This is a genomic window from Inquilinus limosus, assembly GCF_002195995.1.
Classification (GTDB): Bacteria; Pseudomonadota; Alphaproteobacteria; order DSM-16000; family Inquilinaceae; genus Inquilinus; species Inquilinus limosus_C.
This window is the reverse complement of record NZ_NHON01000016.1, coordinates 56694-71766: the sequence shown is the minus strand read 5'-3', so window position 1 is coordinate 71766 and position 15073 is coordinate 56694. Positions and strand designations below refer to the sequence as shown.

Below are 15073 nucleotides of genomic sequence, written 5' to 3'. Positions count from 1 at the left end.
TCTACGGCCGTATACATTGGGGCAGAGCATAAGTCTACAAGTGTGTGATTAGTGATGGCGAAGACGGACAATCCGGAGAGCGCTCGCCGGCGGCGGAACGCTGCGGCGACGCGTGACGCGATCCTAGACTCGGCGCGGCAGGCCTTTGCCCGGTCGGGCTATGCCGGCGCCGGGGTGCGGGAGATCGCGGCCGGGGCGGGGGTCACCGCGATGCTGGTGAACCGCTATTTCGGCTCGAAGGAACAGCTGTTCGCCGAGGTGGTCGCGACGACCATGGCGGACCCGACGATCCTGACCCGGGCGAATCTCCACTCCCCCCGGCTGGGTGAGACCATCGCCCGCGCGCTGGTCGACATCACCCGCGCTGGCGACACGCCGCTGGACGGGTTCCTGATCATGATCCACTCGGCCTCCAGCCAGCGGGCGGCAGAGATCGCCCGCGGGCAGATCGAGCAGGGCCACCAGAGCACGCTGGCCGACGCGTTGCAGGGCGATCTGGCGCCGCAACGGGCGGCGCTGATCCTGGCCTTCGTCGCCGGCGTCCAGATCATGCGCCAGGTGATCGGCCTGCCGGCCCTGGCCGAGGCCGAGCCCGAGGAGTTGGCGAGACTGATGGCGCCGTTATTGCAGCGGCTGGTCGACGGCGCCGCCTAGCCGGGCAGGGGCGTCGGAGGCGAGAGGCAGCATGGACAAGGCTGTCCGTCCCCCCTAGGGTCGGCGCCGATCGGATCGATTCGACACCGGGGGACGCATGGCGGAGATCGCTGTTTTCTCAGGCACCGCGCATCCCGCCCTGGCGGCCGAGATCTGCGCCGCGCTGGGGGTGCCGCTCAGCCCCTCCCGGGTCCAGCGCTTCGCCAATGACTGTCTCGGGGTCCAGCTCCAGGCGAATTGTCGCGAACGTGACGTCTTCCTGGTCCAGACCCTCAGCCCGCCCGTGCAGGAGCATCTGGTCGAGCTGCTGCTGATGATCGACGCGGCCCGCGGCGCGTCGGCCTCGCGCATCACCGTGGTGATGCCGCACTACGCCTATGCCCGGTCGGACAAGAAGGACGCGCCGCGGATCTCGATCGGCGGCCGGCTGGTGGCCGACCTGCTGGTCGCGGCGGGCGCCGGCCGGGTGCTGACCACCGCGCTGCATTCGCCGCAGGTGCACGGCTTCTTCAGCGTGCCGGTCGACCACCTGCATGCCCTGCGCGAGCTGGCCGGCCATTTCCGCCGCACCGACATGGCCAACGCCGTCGTGGTCTCGCCGGATCTCGGCTATGCCAAGGAAGCGGCCGCCTTCGCGCGGCTGCTGGGCGCGGGCGTGGCCATGGGCGCCAAGCAGCGCTATGAGAACGACCGGGTCGAGATCAGCACCATCATCGGCGAGGTGCGCGGCAAGGACGTCATCGTCATCGACGACGAGATCGCCAAGGGCAGCACGATCCTGGAGCTGCTGGGCCATCTGCGCCGCCAGGGCGCCCGGTCGATCCGCGTGGCCTGCACGCACGGCCTGTTCTCCGGCGGCGCGCTGGAGCGGCTGGGCGGCCAGAAGGACATCCTGGAGATCGTCTGCACCAACACCGTCCCGGTGAACGGCGCCGCGCACCATCCCAAGCTGACCGTCCTGTCGATCGCGCCCGCGATGGCGGAGGCGATGCGCCGGATCCATGCCGGCGAATCGGTCAGCGAGCTGTTCCACGCCTAGGTCGATCCGGCCTCTGAGCCCACCGACGAGGCCGGGGACCTAGAGACGCCAGACCCGGAGGCCGCGCATCCGGTCGCCATGGATCAGCACCGCCGACAGGCAGCCGGTGGCGAAGGCGCCGGTGTCGACGTCGATGCGGTGCGGATGGTCCAGGTCCAGCCGGTCGACCGGGGTGTGGCCGTGGATCACCGCGACGCCTTCCGGGAAAGGGCCGGGCCAGGTCAGGAACGGGTCGCGGATCCACAGCAGAGTGTGGCGCTCCTGCTGCGCCAGCGGCAGCTGCGGGTCGATGCCGGCATGGACGAAGACCAGGTTGCCGATCCGGTGGGTGACCGGGCAGCCGCGCAGCCAGCCCAGCAGGTCGGGCCCGATCGCCGCGCGGACCCGGCCGCGCCAGTCGGGGTCGAACTCGGTGACGCCGCATTCGTCCAGCACGCGGTCGCCGCCATAGGTCAGCCAGAACTGCAGGGTGTTGTGGTCGGCGGCGCCGTCCAGCAGCGCCAGCATGCGGTCGTCGTGGTTGCCGAACAGGGTGACGGTCTCCGCCCCCGCGACGCCCTGCCGCGCCAGGGCCAGGGCGCGCAGATTCTCCGGCCCCCGGTCGACCAGGTCGCCGAGATGGATCAGCGTGCGGCCGGTGCCGGCGGGCAGGGCGCTGAACTCGTCCGCCACCAGCCGGTGCATCGCCTCCAGCAGGTCGGCTTGGCCGTGCACGTCGCCGATCGCCGCCACCGCGCGGTCGGGCGGCAGCGGCCGGATCGCGGGCCGCCAGGGGTCGCGGCGCGGGTCGAGATGGCGCGGCAGCCGGTCGAGATCCTCGGGCTTCATCGGGTCGTGTCGCATGTCGATCGGATCATGCACCTATCATAACAACGGTCCGCCGGGGTTGCAGGATGCAGTTCATCGCTTAGGTAAGTCGTGCGGACGGCCGTTATCGCACCACCCGGAGGGTGGGAGGCCCCGCGACGCGCCGCGGCATGCGGCCCGGCGCGACCCGATCGACAGGCCGCCGAAGGGGCGGCTCCATCGACAGGAGCAATGCGATGAAGCTCAACACCGCGCTGGTCGACAGGACGGTGACCCGGTTCGGGGCCCAGGCCGTGCCCGACAACCACCCGGCCATGGCCCAGCTCAACACCATGTTCGGGGAGCACACCTTCTTCCTCGACGGCAACGGACTGCACATCGTCGAGGCGGTCGAGCTCGCGCCGACCGGCGCCCCGGCGGGACAGGTGATCAGATTGGCCAGCTGGGCGGATGCCGAGCGGACAACGCTGGCGCCGCACGAGCCGGAGCCGACCGATGTCGTGATCGAGCTCGGCCCGATCGATCCGGACAAGGAGGCCTGAGGTCGCCGGGCGGCCGGGCCGCAGCCCGGCCSCCCGCCTCCTTCGCGGCTCGCCCTCGGCGCGAATCGGGTAGGATCGCGGTCCCATGGCCGGCTGACGGCCTCCGCATCCACCGGAAGGAATCGCTCCGATGACTCTCCGCGCGCGACTGTTCTGCGCTTCGGTCCCGGCGCTGGCCGTGCTGCTTGCCGCCGCGGCGCCGGCCTATGCTGACCGGGATACCAGCTGGGACTACGCCAAGCTCTACCGCAAGCTGCGCCAGGGCGACAAGCCGACCGTGGTGATCGACCTCGCCCGATGCCTCGATTCGGCCGGCGCCGGCGGCCCGCCGGTGGTCGCGGTGCCGACCTTCACCACCTACAACCTGACGGCGCAATTCATCGCCACCTCCGAGACCCACGCCTTCGAGGCGTCGAACGGCGCGATGTCGCTGGAATACATCCGGCTGCGGATCTTTCCGGACAACAGCGCCGAGCTGGCCCTGAAGCACCTGAACCCGGCGACCTATGAGACGGTCGGGCCGGTCACCACGCTGCGCTGCCGGCTGACCGACGGCTCGCTGACCCTACACGACGACTGAAGCACCCGGCACATCGGCGGCGCGGCTGTGGCAGGATCGGTCCCGAAGATTCTGAGGAGGGAACCGATGACCGGGATCGACCATGCCGCCCGCACCGCCGAGCTGGAGGCCGAGGAGGCGCGGCTCGCCTTCGACCGTTTCGACTTCGCCGAGGCCTGGGCGATCGGGCGCAGGCTGGTCGAGGCCGCGCCGGCGCCGGTCGCCATCCGCATCCAGGTCGCCGACCGGGTGCTGTTCGCCTCGGCGCTCGATGGCACCTCGGCCGACAACCAGGTGTGGCTCGACCTGAAATCCGCCGCGGTCCGCCAGTTCGGCCACAGCACCCTGTGGCTGCACCACCGGCTGAGGGCGCGCGGCCGGACGCTGGCCGAGAGCCCGTCGATCCGGACGCCGATGATCGACCATGGCGGCGGCTTTCCGATCCGCATCGGCGCCCAGGTGGTCGGAATCATTGGCGTCTCCGGCCTGCCGCACGAGGACGATCACCGGCTGATCACCAGCGCGATCGGGGCGTACCGGGCCGAACGGGCAGGTTAGCCGTTCCGCTCCCGCCACAGCGCCGCCGCCCGGTCCAGGTGGCGGGCATGGGCGGCCTCGCCGCTGTCACCGGCGATCACGGCCAGCGCCACGGCGGCGGTGCCTGTCACCGTCGCCTCGGCGGCCGGGTCCTCGGCGGCGCCGGTCCAGACGGCGCGGAAATGCTCCAGGTCGCGGCGCTCCAGCCGCTCGCCGCGGCCTTCGCCCAGGATCGGCGGCACCGTCTCGTCCAGCGCCTCGCCCGCCACCAGCCGCTGCAGCGACAGCGCCTTCAGCGGCGTGCGCTCGGCCTCGCCGCCGGCGCCCTTGACCACGCACAGGTCGCCCTGCTGCAGCAGCCGTGCCGTATCGCGGTGCAGATCCTGATAGGCGGGGTGGAACACGCCGACGAAGCTGGCTTTGGCCTCGAACGGGTTCAGCAGCCGCGCGGCTGAGTTGACCGGGCTGCGCAGCCCCAGCACCGGCCGCAGCTCCATCAGCTCGGTCAGGGTGCGGCTGACCGCGCGCAGCGGCAGATAGGCGAAGCGGGTGGCGTCGAGCGTCCGTGCCGCCTCGGCCGGGGTCTCGCCGACCGGCAGGCCCAGCGCCCGCACCGCGTCCTCGGTCTCGATGCCCTCGGTGACCCGGACATTGATGCCGTGTATCAGCACCGGATGGCCGGCGCGGGCCACCAGCAGGGCGGACAGGAGGAACCAGGGCGCGCCGCGGGTCTTGCCGGCGGCGTAGGACGGCCAGTCCAGAGCCGGCCGGGTGGCCGGGGCGGCGGTGACCACGGCCCGGCCGGCGCGGATCATGCCGGCCAGTTCCGCCGCCGTCTCGCCGCGATAGCGCTCCAGCAGCAGGAAGGCGCCGACCTGCATCGGGTCGGCCTCGCCGGACAGGATGATGCCGAAGGCGTCCTCCGCCTCCGCCTCGGTCAGCGGCCGCGACCGGCCGGGGCCGCGGCCGATCGCCGCGAGATGCGCCGCCATGCGCTGGCGCGGCGGCGAGTCCGCGGTGGCGGTCACGGTTTCGACGTCGCTGGCCATGCCGGTGCTCTCTCGAAGGTCTGACCCGGGAATGGTTAGCGCCGGGAGGCCCACCCGTCGAGCGTCTGCGGAACGTCCTTGGGGGTCACGGCCGTTGCGGCTGCCATGATTGTATGGCCGCGGACCTTGTAGGAAGATCGGCCGGGAACCGGATCGGGGGGCGGGAATGATGCTTGGGACGATAGCGGGCCGATGACGCGGACGATCGGGACATTCGACACCGTCATCGTCGGCGCCGGCTCCGCCGGCTGTGTGCTGGCCAACCGCCTGTCGGCCGATCCGAAAAGCTCGGTGCTGCTGCTGGAGGCCGGGGGCAAGCCGAACACCATCTGGGTCCACATCCCGGTCGGCTATCTCTACACCCATGGCGACCCGCGGCTGGACTGGTGCTTCAAGACCGAGCACGAGGCCGGGCTGGGCGGCCGGGCGATCAACTACCCGCGCGGCAAGGTGCTGGGCGGCTGCTCCGCCATCAACGGCATGATCTACATGCGCGGCCAAGCGCGCGACTACGACCAGTGGCGGCAGCTCGGCAATGCCGGCTGGGGCTGGGACGACGTGCTGCCGCATTTCATCCGGTCCGAGGACCACTGGCAGGGCCGCTCGGCCTTCCATGGTGCGGGCGGCGAATGGCGGGTCGAGCCGCAGCGCCTGTCCTGGGCCATCCTCGACGCCTTCCGCCAGGCCGCAGGCGAGGCCGGCATCCCGCCGACCGACGACTTCAACACCGGCGACAATGAGGGCTGCGGCTATTTCCAGGTAAACCAGCGCCGCGGCATCCGCTGGACCGCGGCCAAAGGGTTCCTCAAGCCGGTGCTGAGCCGGCCGAACCTCAGCGTCGAGACCCATGCCCAGGTGCTGAAGCTGCATCTCGAGGGCAAGCGCGTCGCCGGGGTGGTGTTCCGCCGGCCGGACGGCACCGAGGCCTATGCCGCGGCGGGCGAGGTGGTGCTGGCCGCCGGCGCCGTCGGGTCCCCGGCCATCCTGCAGCATTCCGGCATCGGCTCGGCCGACCTCCTGGCCGCGCATGACGTGCAGCCGCTGCACGACCTGCCCGGTGTTGGCGAGAACCTGCAGGACCATCTGCAGCTCCGCCTGGTCTACAGGGTCAAGGGCGTGCCGACGCTGAACGAGCGGGCGAACAGCGTGATCGGCCGCATCGGCATGGGCGTCGAATACGCGCTGTTCCGCCGTGGCCCGCTCAGCATGGCGCCGAGCCAGCTCGGCGCCTTCGCCCGCAGCGATCCGGCGCAGGAGACGGCCAATCTCGAATACCACGTCCAGCCGCTCAGCCTCGACCGCTTCGGCGAGCCGCTGCACCGCTACCCGGCTTTCACCGCCTCGGTCTGCAACCTGCGGCCGCACAGCCGCGGCTCGGTGCGGATCAAGAGCCCGGACCCGACCGCGGCGCCCGCGATCCGGCCGAACTACCTGTCGGAGGAGGCGGACCGCCGGGTCGCGGTCGACGCCATCCGGCTGACCCGCCGTATCGCCGCCGCCCCGGCCCTGGCCGGCTACGCGCCGGAGGAGGTGCGGCCCGGCCCGGCGCTGCAGGACGAGGCCGATCTGGCGCGGGCGGCGGGCGACATCGCCACCACGATCTTTCACCCGGTCGGCACCTGCAAGATGGGCCAGGACCCGCTGGCGGTGGTCGATGAACGGCTGCGGGTGCGCGGCCTCGCGGGGCTGCGCATCGCCGACGCCTCGATCATGCCGACCATCACCTCGGGCAACACCAACTCGCCCACCATCATGATCGCCGAGAAGGCTTCGGCGATGATCCTGGAGGATCGTCGCCGGAGCTGAGGAGGAAGCATGGAGTTCCAGGATCGTCATGTGGTCGTCACCGGCGGCACCGGCGCGCTCGGCGCGGCGGTGGTCGGGCTGCTGCTTGAGGCCGGGGCCACCTGCCATGTCCCGGTCCGCGACGTGAAGGATTCGCGCCGCTTCGCCCATCGCGGCCACGACCGGGTGGTGCTGTCGCCGGTGCCGGATCTGGCCGACGAGGCGGCGGTGACCGCGTTCTACGCGGCGTTGCCGGGGCTCTGGGCCTCGATCCATGTCGCCGGCGGCTTCGCCATGGCGCCGATCGCCGAGACCGGCCGGGGCATGCTGCAGCAGCAGCTCGACACCAATCTGGTCACCGCCTTCCTGTGCTGCCGCGGCGCGGTACAGGCGATCGGCCGGGGCGGCGCCGGCGGCCGCATCGTCAATGTCGCGGCCCGGCCGGGGCTGGAATGGCGCCAGGGCGCCGGCATGACCGCCTACACCGTCTCGAAGGCGGCGCTGGCGGCGCTGACCGTGGCCCTGGCGCAGGAGGTGGCGGGGCAGGGCATCCTGGTCAACGCCGTGGCGCCGTCGACCATGGACACGCCGGCCAACCGCGCCGCCATGCCCAAGGCCGATCACTCTGCCTGGCCGAAGGTGGAAGAGGTGGCGGCCACCATCCTGCATCTGGCGTCACCGGCGAACCAGGTCGCCCGCGGCGCCGTCATGCCGGTCTACGGGCGGGCCTAAGCCCGCGACGCCAGCAGCTTCATGAAGTTGCGCTTGGCCTTGTGCCGGGTCTTCAACTCCGCCACATAAGCCGCATGGATTGCCGTCTCGGTCCTGTCCTTGCGGATGCGGCCGATCGTGTCGATCAGCCGGCAGGCCTCTTCGTAGCCAGCCTGTGTCGTGTGCCCGACATGGCGTTCGACCAGCTGCTCATAGAGCGCAACCACCTTCGCTGGTTCCGTCGTCTCGCTGGCGGCGGCGACGGCGAGAACGGTGCGTGCCTGGCAATCATGCGCGTCAGTGACGGCCCAGGCCTCCGCCAGCCGACCTTGGGCCAGAAGGATCTCCACCAAGAAGTCGGCATCGGAAAAGCCGCCCCACCACTGCCCGGTTTTCTGCCGGCCGGCGAGACGCTGCCGCATGACGGCAACGGCGCGGTCGAGCACTGCCCCGCCCGCGTCGCCGCCAGCGAGAACCTTGAGTTCATTAAGGAGATGGGAAGAGGGTCGGCGGTCGAAGCAGCGCCACAGCAGTGCCTCCGCCTCTGCCGTCCGGCCGGACCGGCGATAGAGGCTCACCGCCTTTCGACTCAGCAGTTCGGCGGAAACGCCCTGGAACAGCCAGAGGCCTTCCTCGGCCCATTTCACCGCTGCCTCCGGCCGGCCATGGGCGAGGCATAGATCGACGAGCTTCTCATAGCCGCTGACCGACGACAGATCCTTGGTCAGCAACGCGACCCGTCGGTCGAAGTCACCATCCGTTTCGGCGAGGTCGTCCAGGATGGAGAACAGCGCGTGGCGCTTCGATGCATATTCATGGTCTTGGGAGGCCCGCCGATCATCGGCCCGGCGTGACGGAAGCTGGGCCCAGGCCGCCTCAGCGAGCCGCCTGTATTCGGCCAGGCCCTCGCGGCCCAGCACATCACCGTAGGTGCCTGTAGAGCCGGAAAAGGCATCCGTCAGCGATTCGGTTTCCCGCCTGAACAGCCGGCGCGCCAAGGCGACCGGATCCGGCCGTACGGTCTGGCAGGCCTGCAGGTGGAGCTTCTCCGCCCGTCCGAACAGCGCCATGCCGTCGCCGTCGGAATCGTCGATCTCGGCGAGCGCCGGCGCCATCCGGTCCAGGACATGTTCGAGCAGATCCAGGCCCAGCTGGGCCCGGCCGCCGTCCAGCAGATCCTCGATCCGGTCGAGGAAATCGCCGATACCCCGCACCCAGCTTCGCACCCGCCGGTACTCGATGCCGTCCGTCCGCGTCGCCGCCGTGATGGCCTTCTTGAGGTGAGCGTGAATCATGGCGTCGTCGCCCTGGGTCATCGCGGCGGCGAGTTCGAGGCGCCGCCGCAATCCCGGATCCTTCCCGGCCTGTTCCAGGACCATCTCGACCAGCGTTTCGGCGCTCAGGCTGCGGAGATGATCGCGGACGGGGTCGGGCCGGCTGCCCGACGTCTCGCCGTCCGCGAGGTCGTTGGCGGCGAGGGCCACGGCAACCAGATGCTTGCACCAGCCGATACCCGCGAAGGCGGGGCAGGAGCAGTCGCCGGCCGGATGGTCCACGCCTTGCGCCAAGCTGGCGTCATAGGTTTCCGAGCCGAAGACCTTGGCGGTGATCCGGCCGGCATGGCTGGACAGGATCGCGACCCGCCCCGCCGCGTGATAGGCCGAGCCGCGGGCGAAGGTGGTCTCGCCGGAGAGACGCCGTATGGCATCGATGTCGAAGCGCTGTGCCGCTTTCCGAGTGGAGGTCTTCGCCATGTCCGGTCCAGAGGTTTCGCTGGCAGGATAGTCAGCGGCATCCGACCGGGGAATGGGCGATCCTTCACGGCCGCTTCGTCATGCGACGCAGGAGCCCATGCGAACCGATCCACCCCTGAAGATCTCGCCCCGCATCCGGGCCGCGGTCGGCCTGCTGGCGCCGCGTGCGGGGGAGAGGCTGCTGGAGATCGGCTGCGGCACCGGCCAGGCGATCCAGGCCGTGATCGAGAGCGCACCGACCGCGACCGTTGCCGCCATCGATCGCTCCGACACCGCCGTGGCGCGGGCTCAGGTCGTGAATGCGCCGGCGATCGCGGCTGGGCGGGTGACCGTCGCCAAAGGCGACATCGAGCATGGACCGGTCGCGCCGGGCGGCTTCGACCGGATCTATGCCATCCGCGTCAACAGCTTCTGGACCCGCCCCGGCCTGGCCCTGCCGCATATCGCCGGCAGCCTGCGTCCCGGCGGCGAGGTCTGGATCCTCTATGACGAGCCGGCCGCCCGCATCATCGAGATGATCCAGGCGTCTTTCACGGCGTTCGGGCTGCGGGACATCCGGACCGCGGAGCGCCCCGGCGCGCTCGCCGTTATTGCTGTGGCGCCGCCGTGGGGCTGACGGCCGACGGGGCCGCCGCGGCCCGGACCAGATGGCCCTGGTCGTCGCGGAGCTGCCCGCCGGCGACCAGCCGGCCGATCTCGCCGTCCAGCACCGCCTTCAGCGGCGCGCTGGTCGCGGCGAAGCCGAACAGCCGGGCCACGGCCGTGACAAGCTCCTCCCGCCCGGCGCCGAAATTGCGGTCGATCACCGCCAGCATCGCCGCCGCGATCTCGGCCGGCGGCAACATGTCCGGCTTGCGCAGCCCGGCCGAGGCGACGCCGGACCGGTCGCGGATCCGCGCCTCCCGCCCCGGGATGTCGCAGAAGCCCTCGCCGGCGATCGACTGCTGTCGCCGGGCCAGCGCGACGGCGCGGCCCACCGCCTCGCGGATGCGGCTGCCGGCCCGCTGCAGGCCCCACAGCGTGCGGATGCGGGTGACAATCTCGTCCTCATGCACCGGCCCCTCCGCCTCGACGATGCGCAGGACGTGCTGCGCCATCTCGCCGACCGGCACCTCATGCGGCTCCAGCGTCGCGGCAACGGCGAAGGATGCTTCCTCGTAAGGCTGCGCCAGCGGCGCGGGCGGCTTCTCCCCGATCCGGGCCTGGACGATCTCGGTGTCCTGGTCGACCGGCTGGAAGCTGAACTCGATTGGTGCCGGCTTCGCGGGCGCCACGGCGGCGCCCTCGTCGCGCTCCCGCCATTCCGCCTGCGCCGCGGCGATGGCGTCCTCCAGCCTCCGCAGCTCCTCGGCTGGGCGCATGTACCAGTCCAGGCTCCAGATGCGGTGGATGATCCAGCCGTGATCCTCCAGCACCCGCTGGCGCAGCCTGTCGCGGTCGCGGGCCGAGCGCGAGGCGTGGTAGGGCGCGCCGTCGCATTCGATGCCGAGCACGAAGCGGCCCGGCTTCTCCGGGTCGACCACGGCCAGGTCGACGAAGAAGCCGGCGGTGCCGATCTGAGCCTTCACCTCATGGCCGCGCGCCGCCAGCGCCCGCGCCACATGCTCCTCGAAGGCCGAATCCGCGCCGCGGCCGCTGGGCTGGGCGACGTCGAGTCGGCCGGTCTGGGCGTAGCCCAGGAACAGCTTCAGCGCCGTCACGCCGCGCGACCGGGTGCGCTCCAGGTCGATGTCGTCGCCGGTGATCGAGGAGAACACCTCGCACCGCTCCTTGGCGCGGGAGATCAGCACATTCAGCTGGCGCTCGCCGCCCTCGCCGCTGAGGGGACCGAAGCTCATCGCCATGTAGCCGGACGCGGTGCGGCCATAGCCGACCGAGATGAAGATCACGTCCCGCTCGTCGCCCTGGATGTTCTCCAGGTTCTTGATGAAGAACGGCTCGGAGCCCGTATTGCGGAAGAACTCCTCCGTCTCCGGATGGGCGCGGCGCAGCAGCTCCAGGTCCTTCTGGATCGCCTGGCGCTGGGCGACCGAGAAGGTGGCGACGCCCAGCGACTTCTGCGGCGTCTCCCGCGCGTGGCGGATCACCGCCTCCGCCACCGTCCGGGCCTCGATCGGGTTGGTGCGGGTGTTGCCGCGGTCGTAATGCGCGTCGGGCAGATGGTTGAACTTCAGCCCCATGCCGGCAACCGCGTCATACGGGCTGGGCACGATGAAGAGCCGGTTCTCGTAGAATTCGCGATTGGAGACGGCGATCAGCGACTGGTGCCGGCTGCGATAGTGCCAGTTGAGCATCCGCGCCGGCACGCCCTTGGCGAGGCACAGGTCGAGGATGCTTTCCGCGTCCCGCGCGGCGACGGTCTGCTCGTCATCCTCGTCCCGCTCCTCGATGTCGCTGGTCAGCTTGGCGAAGAAGCGGGTCGGCGGCAGCTGGCGCTCGTCGCCCACCACCGCGATCTGCCGCACCCGGGCCATCGCGCCCAGCGCGTCGATCGGCTCCACCTGCGACGCCTCGTCGATCACCAGCAGGTCGAAGGACAGCGCCCCCGGCTTCAGGAACTGGGCCACCGACAGCGGGCTCATCATGAACACCGGCTTCAGCTGCTGGATCGCCGGGCCGGCTTTCTCCAGCAGCTGGCGGATCGGCAGGTGGTTGCGCTTCTTCGCCAGTTCGCCATTCAGCACGCCGAGCGGCCCGATGCCGGCATTGCCGCGCGGCAGCCCGTCCCGATGCCGCTGGCCGATGACCGACCGGGCCAGGCCGATGCGGTTGACGTCCAGGGCGCGGAAACCCTCGACCACGCGCTGCTGCAGCTCGCCGTCGAAGCGCTTCAGATCGGGCAGGCGGGCGAAGATGTCGGTGCGGATCGCCTCCAGCGCGGCGCGCTCGAAGGTCGGGGGCAGGGCAGGGGCGTCGAGCGTCCCATCCAGCACGCCGTCGACCAGGGCGCCGAGCCCGAGCCGGGCGGCGGCCCGGCCGCGCTCGGCGAAGGCGACCCATTTCGTCACCTGCTCCGGCTGCCCGCGCCACAGCTCCAGCCGCCCGGCCAGCCCGTCGAGGGGGATCGCGCCGGTGCTCTCGACGCGGAAGGCGCGCCGCAGGTCGAGGTCGAGCCAGGCGGCGAGATCGTCCAGCCCGGCCCGGGCCGGGTCGAGCGTCTCTTCCAGCACCGCGAGCGGCGGTGGGATCACCGCGGGGTCGGGCAGGGTTGCGAGCCGTCTGAGGAAGCCGTCGGGCAGCGCCGGCTCGGGCAGGGCGGCGCGCCAGGCGGCGAGGGCCGCCAGCGCGTCCCAGTCGCTCCGCTCCTCCTGCCACAGCGTGCCGAAGGCGGGGCCGAGCGGCTTCGCCTCTTCATAGGCCTTGCGGGCGGCCTGTGCCGCGATCATCCGATCGACCAGGTCGAGCCGGGCCTGCTGCCCCTTCGGCAGCGGTGCCTTGAGCAGCGACCGCAGCAGGCCGATCTGGGCCCGGTAGGTGCCGTCGAGGAAGCGGAACAGCGAGCCGCCCCTGGTGGCGATCGCCATGCAGCAGGGCATCAGGTCGACCTGCCAGGCGGCGTCGACGAAGGCGTCCTCCGCCGCCGCGCGGGTCTCGGTGGCGCGGCGGCCGCGCTCGGGCAGGTCGGCGAGGCGGGCGGCGTCGTTGGCCCAGGCCGGGTGCGCCAAGGCCGCGCGGTCGCAGGGCGGCAGGGCCGCCGCGGCGCGCAGCACCGTTCGCAGCCGCGCCAGCTCGTCCAGGGTCCCGGCCGGCAGGCCGAAGATCGGCGCGCCGGCGGTCGCTTCCTCCCGCAGCCGCGCCACCGGGCCGGCGAGGTCGCGCAGACGGACGGTGAGCGAGTCGACCTCGCTGGGGTCCAGCGCCTCCCGGCGGACGCCGCGCCAGGGATGCTCCTGCGGCGCGCCGATCGAGCCCAGCCGCTGGGCGATCTCCTCGACGATGTCAGCGCGCCGCTCCCGCTCCAGCGGCGGCCAGGTCTCCGGCGCCTCCAGCACGACGCCGGCCCGGGCCGGGCCCTCGCGCAGCGCCGCCAGCCGGCCGATCACCTGATAGGCCGACAGCCCGTGCGGGTCGTGGCGCCGGTGCAGATCCTCGGCATGGGCGTTCAGCCGGTCGCGGGACTCGGTCAGCTTCTCGACCACCGAGCCGCCGTCGGGCGCGGCGGCCGGCGCCAGCTCCTTGGTCCGCTTCAGCTCCTCCAGCAGGCCGCGCTTGGTCGCCTTGCTGCTGTGCAGCTCCAGCGTCAGGGGGCCCAGCCCGGCATCGCGCAGCCGGCGGTGGACGACGTCCAGCGCCGCCATCTTCTCGGCGACGAACAGAACCTTGCGGCCCTCGGCCACGGCAGCCGCGACGATATTGGTGATGGTCTGCGACTTGCCGGTGCCCGGCGGGCCCTTGACCACCAGGTTGCGGCCGCCCGCCGCCTCCTCGATCACCACCGTCTGCGAGCTGTCGGCGTCGACGATATGGTTCATCCGCGCCGGCGGGATCAGCGCGTCGATCTTGGTGTCATGGCCGGGGATCAGCGGCTCGCTCTCCGGAAAGCCGTCGCGCAGCAGGCCGGTGACGATCGGGTGCTGGTCGATCGGCGAGGCCGCGGGCCAGTTTTCCGGGTCGAGGTCCCGGTACATCAGGAACTTGGCGAAGGAGAAGAAGCCCAGCACCATCGCGTCGGGCAGCACCTCCCAGCGCTTCTGCTTCGACACCGTCTCCGCCACCCGGGCCATGTAGCCGGCGAGGTCGAGCTCGTCCTCGTTCTGCACATCCTCGATCAGCAGGCTGAACTCGGCCCGCATCTTGGCCTGCAGCGTCAGGTTCGGCGACGCCGGCTCGCCGCGTCCGCGCAGCTTGAACTTCTCCGCAGCGCTGGTGCGCTCCAGCCGCACCGGCAGCAGGATCAGCGGCGCGTGCCGGGCGGGCGCATCCTCGCCCTCGCCATCGAACCAGCGCAGCAGGCCGATGGCCAGGTACAGGACGTTGACGCCCTGCTCCTCCTCCAGCGTCTGGGCGTCGTACCAGATGTCGAACAGGCGCTTCTGCAGGCCCTCCGAGGTCAGCCGGGTCTGCAACTGCAGGTCGCTGTGGCGGCGGGCGACGCCGTTCTCGTCGATCTCGTCCGCCTCGGGCTGCGGGATGCCACCGGTCTCGGTGTCCTGCGGGTCGAGCGCGGCGCGCTCCTCCTCGCTCAGCTGCCGGCCGGGGGTGAAGGCCAGCGCCTTGCCCTCATGCAGCAGCCGGTACACCTCGGCCGAGACCTCGTCGACGATCTCGATCGTCCGCACGTTGCGGGTGCGCAGCGGGACATTGACCAGCCGGTTGCGGGTGCTGAGGTCCAGCAGGGCATGCCTGTCCTTCAGGAGGCGGTCCCGGATCGAGATGCCGGCATCGTTCATCGGGCAATCCTGCTGCTGAATCGTTCGTCACGCGGCGATGGTCCGCCGGAAATAGGCTATCGGGCAATCGGGGCGGCATCATGCCCGAGGCGGCGGGCGGCGCAGCAACGCCGGGTCATGATCATCTCCATCGGGCCGCCTTGCCGGATTTGTCCGATCAGTCTAGCGTTCCGCGACGCAAAAAATGATCAGATGGGGACGGCTGAATGTGGCGGGAGATCGCGCCGGATCGGCGGGACGAGATTC

12 protein-coding genes are annotated in these 15073 nt (G+C 71.3%); 8 read left to right on the top strand and 4 right to left on the bottom strand.

Annotated features, from left to right (window positions below; translation table 11 throughout):
• The first annotated feature begins 54 nt into the window (after positions 1-54).
• A complete protein-coding gene (locus BWR60_RS11090; protein ID WP_088151080.1) occupies positions 55-654 on the top strand; it encodes a TetR family transcriptional regulator in 600 nt (199 codons plus the stop codon).
• Between the two features lie 97 nt (positions 655-751).
• Positions 752-1693: a ribose-phosphate diphosphokinase gene (locus tag BWR60_RS11085; RefSeq protein ID WP_088151079.1), complete on the top strand. Its 942-nt coding sequence runs from the start codon at positions 752-754 to the stop codon at positions 1691-1693.
• 39 nt (positions 1694-1732) lie between these two features.
• Here BWR60_RS11085 and BWR60_RS11080 read toward each other — a convergent pair whose 3' ends face one another.
• Positions 1733-2536 (bottom strand): metallophosphoesterase, encoded by an 804-nt coding sequence (locus BWR60_RS11080; RefSeq protein ID WP_218823444.1) that lies wholly within the window; start codon positions 2534-2536, stop codon positions 1733-1735.
• A gap of 200 nt (positions 2537-2736) precedes the next feature.
• Between BWR60_RS11080 and BWR60_RS11075 the strand changes: the two genes are divergently transcribed.
• The 3 genes from BWR60_RS11075 to BWR60_RS11065 all read left to right on the top strand — a co-directional run bounded on the left by BWR60_RS11075 (position 2737) and on the right by BWR60_RS11065 (position 4159).
• Positions 2737-3042 carry a hypothetical protein gene (locus BWR60_RS11075; RefSeq protein WP_034842269.1) on the top strand — a complete coding sequence of 102 codons (306 nt, stop codon included), beginning with the start codon at positions 2737-2739 and terminating at the stop codon, positions 3040-3042.
• A 130-nt stretch (positions 3043-3172) separates the two neighbouring features.
• Positions 3173-3622, top strand: a complete 450-nt coding sequence (locus BWR60_RS11070; RefSeq protein WP_088151078.1) for a VirK family protein — start codon at positions 3173-3175, stop codon at positions 3620-3622.
• Positions 3623-3688: 66 nt separating this feature from the next.
• Positions 3689-4159: a heme-binding protein gene (locus BWR60_RS11065; RefSeq protein ID WP_088151077.1), complete on the top strand. Its 471-nt coding sequence runs from the start codon at positions 3689-3691 to the stop codon at positions 4157-4159.
• Here the strand turns inward: BWR60_RS11065 and BWR60_RS11060 are convergent.
• Complete coding sequence (locus tag BWR60_RS11060; RefSeq protein WP_088151076.1) at positions 4156-5187, bottom strand: glycosyl transferase family protein; 1032 nt, start codon at positions 5185-5187, stop codon at positions 4156-4158. The genes BWR60_RS11065 and BWR60_RS11060 overlap by 4 nt on opposite strands.
• A gap of 192 nt (positions 5188-5379) precedes the next feature.
• Between BWR60_RS11060 and BWR60_RS11055 the strand changes: the two genes are divergently transcribed.
• Both BWR60_RS11055 and BWR60_RS11050 read left to right on the top strand, forming a co-directional pair.
• On the top strand, positions 5380-6993 hold the full coding sequence (locus BWR60_RS11055; RefSeq protein WP_088151075.1) for a GMC family oxidoreductase: 1614 nt from the start codon (positions 5380-5382) through the stop codon (positions 6991-6993).
• A 9-nt stretch (positions 6994-7002) separates the two neighbouring features.
• On the top strand, positions 7003-7704 hold the full coding sequence (locus BWR60_RS11050; RefSeq protein WP_088151074.1) for an SDR family NAD(P)-dependent oxidoreductase: 702 nt from the start codon (positions 7003-7005) through the stop codon (positions 7702-7704).
• Here the strand turns inward: BWR60_RS11050 and BWR60_RS11045 are convergent.
• Positions 7701-9437 (bottom strand): SWIM zinc finger family protein, encoded by a 1737-nt coding sequence (locus tag BWR60_RS11045; protein WP_088151073.1) that lies wholly within the window; start codon positions 9435-9437, stop codon positions 7701-7703. The two genes, BWR60_RS11050 and BWR60_RS11045, sit on opposite strands and share 4 nt — an antisense overlap.
• A gap of 97 nt (positions 9438-9534) precedes the next feature.
• On the opposite strand from BWR60_RS11045, the gene BWR60_RS11040 reads away from it, so the two are divergent.
• A complete protein-coding gene (locus BWR60_RS11040; protein WP_179221716.1) occupies positions 9535-10053 on the top strand; it encodes a class I SAM-dependent methyltransferase in 519 nt (172 codons plus the stop codon).
• On the opposite strand, the gene BWR60_RS11035 is transcribed toward BWR60_RS11040, so the two are convergent.
• Positions 10025-14827, bottom strand: coding sequence for a DUF3320 domain-containing protein (locus BWR60_RS11035; RefSeq protein WP_088151071.1), 4803 nt, complete (start codon positions 14825-14827; stop codon positions 10025-10027). The two genes, BWR60_RS11040 and BWR60_RS11035, sit on opposite strands and share 29 nt — an antisense overlap.
• Between the last annotated feature and the right edge of the window lie 246 nt (positions 14828-15073).

Coding starts and splice junctions, on each gene's coding strand:
- BWR60_RS11090 (WP_088151080.1), top strand. CDS start 55: ATGGCGAAGACGGACAATCCGGAGAGCGCTCGCCGGCGGCGGAACGCT.
- BWR60_RS11085 (WP_088151079.1), top strand. CDS start 752: ATGGCGGAGATCGCTGTTTTCTCAGGCACCGCGCATCCCGCCCTGGCG.
- BWR60_RS11080 (WP_218823444.1), bottom strand. CDS start 2,536: ATGCGACACGACCCGATGAAGCCCGAGGATCTCGACCGGCTGCCGCGC.
- BWR60_RS11075 (WP_034842269.1), top strand. CDS start 2,737: ATGAAGCTCAACACCGCGCTGGTCGACAGGACGGTGACCCGGTTCGGG.
- BWR60_RS11070 (WP_088151078.1), top strand. CDS start 3,173: ATGACTCTCCGCGCGCGACTGTTCTGCGCTTCGGTCCCGGCGCTGGCC.
- BWR60_RS11065 (WP_088151077.1), top strand. CDS start 3,689: ATGACCGGGATCGACCATGCCGCCCGCACCGCCGAGCTGGAGGCCGAG.
- BWR60_RS11060 (WP_088151076.1), bottom strand. CDS start 5,187: ATGGCCAGCGACGTCGAAACCGTGACCGCCACCGCGGACTCGCCGCCG.
- BWR60_RS11055 (WP_088151075.1), top strand. CDS start 5,380: ATGACGCGGACGATCGGGACATTCGACACCGTCATCGTCGGCGCCGGC.
- BWR60_RS11050 (WP_088151074.1), top strand. CDS start 7,003: ATGGAGTTCCAGGATCGTCATGTGGTCGTCACCGGCGGCACCGGCGCG.
- BWR60_RS11045 (WP_088151073.1), bottom strand. CDS start 9,437: ATGGCGAAGACCTCCACTCGGAAAGCGGCACAGCGCTTCGACATCGAT.
- BWR60_RS11040 (WP_179221716.1), top strand. CDS start 9,535: ATGCGAACCGATCCACCCCTGAAGATCTCGCCCCGCATCCGGGCCGCG.
- BWR60_RS11035 (WP_088151071.1), bottom strand. CDS start 14,827: ATGAACGATGCCGGCATCTCGATCCGGGACCGCCTCCTGAAGGACAGG.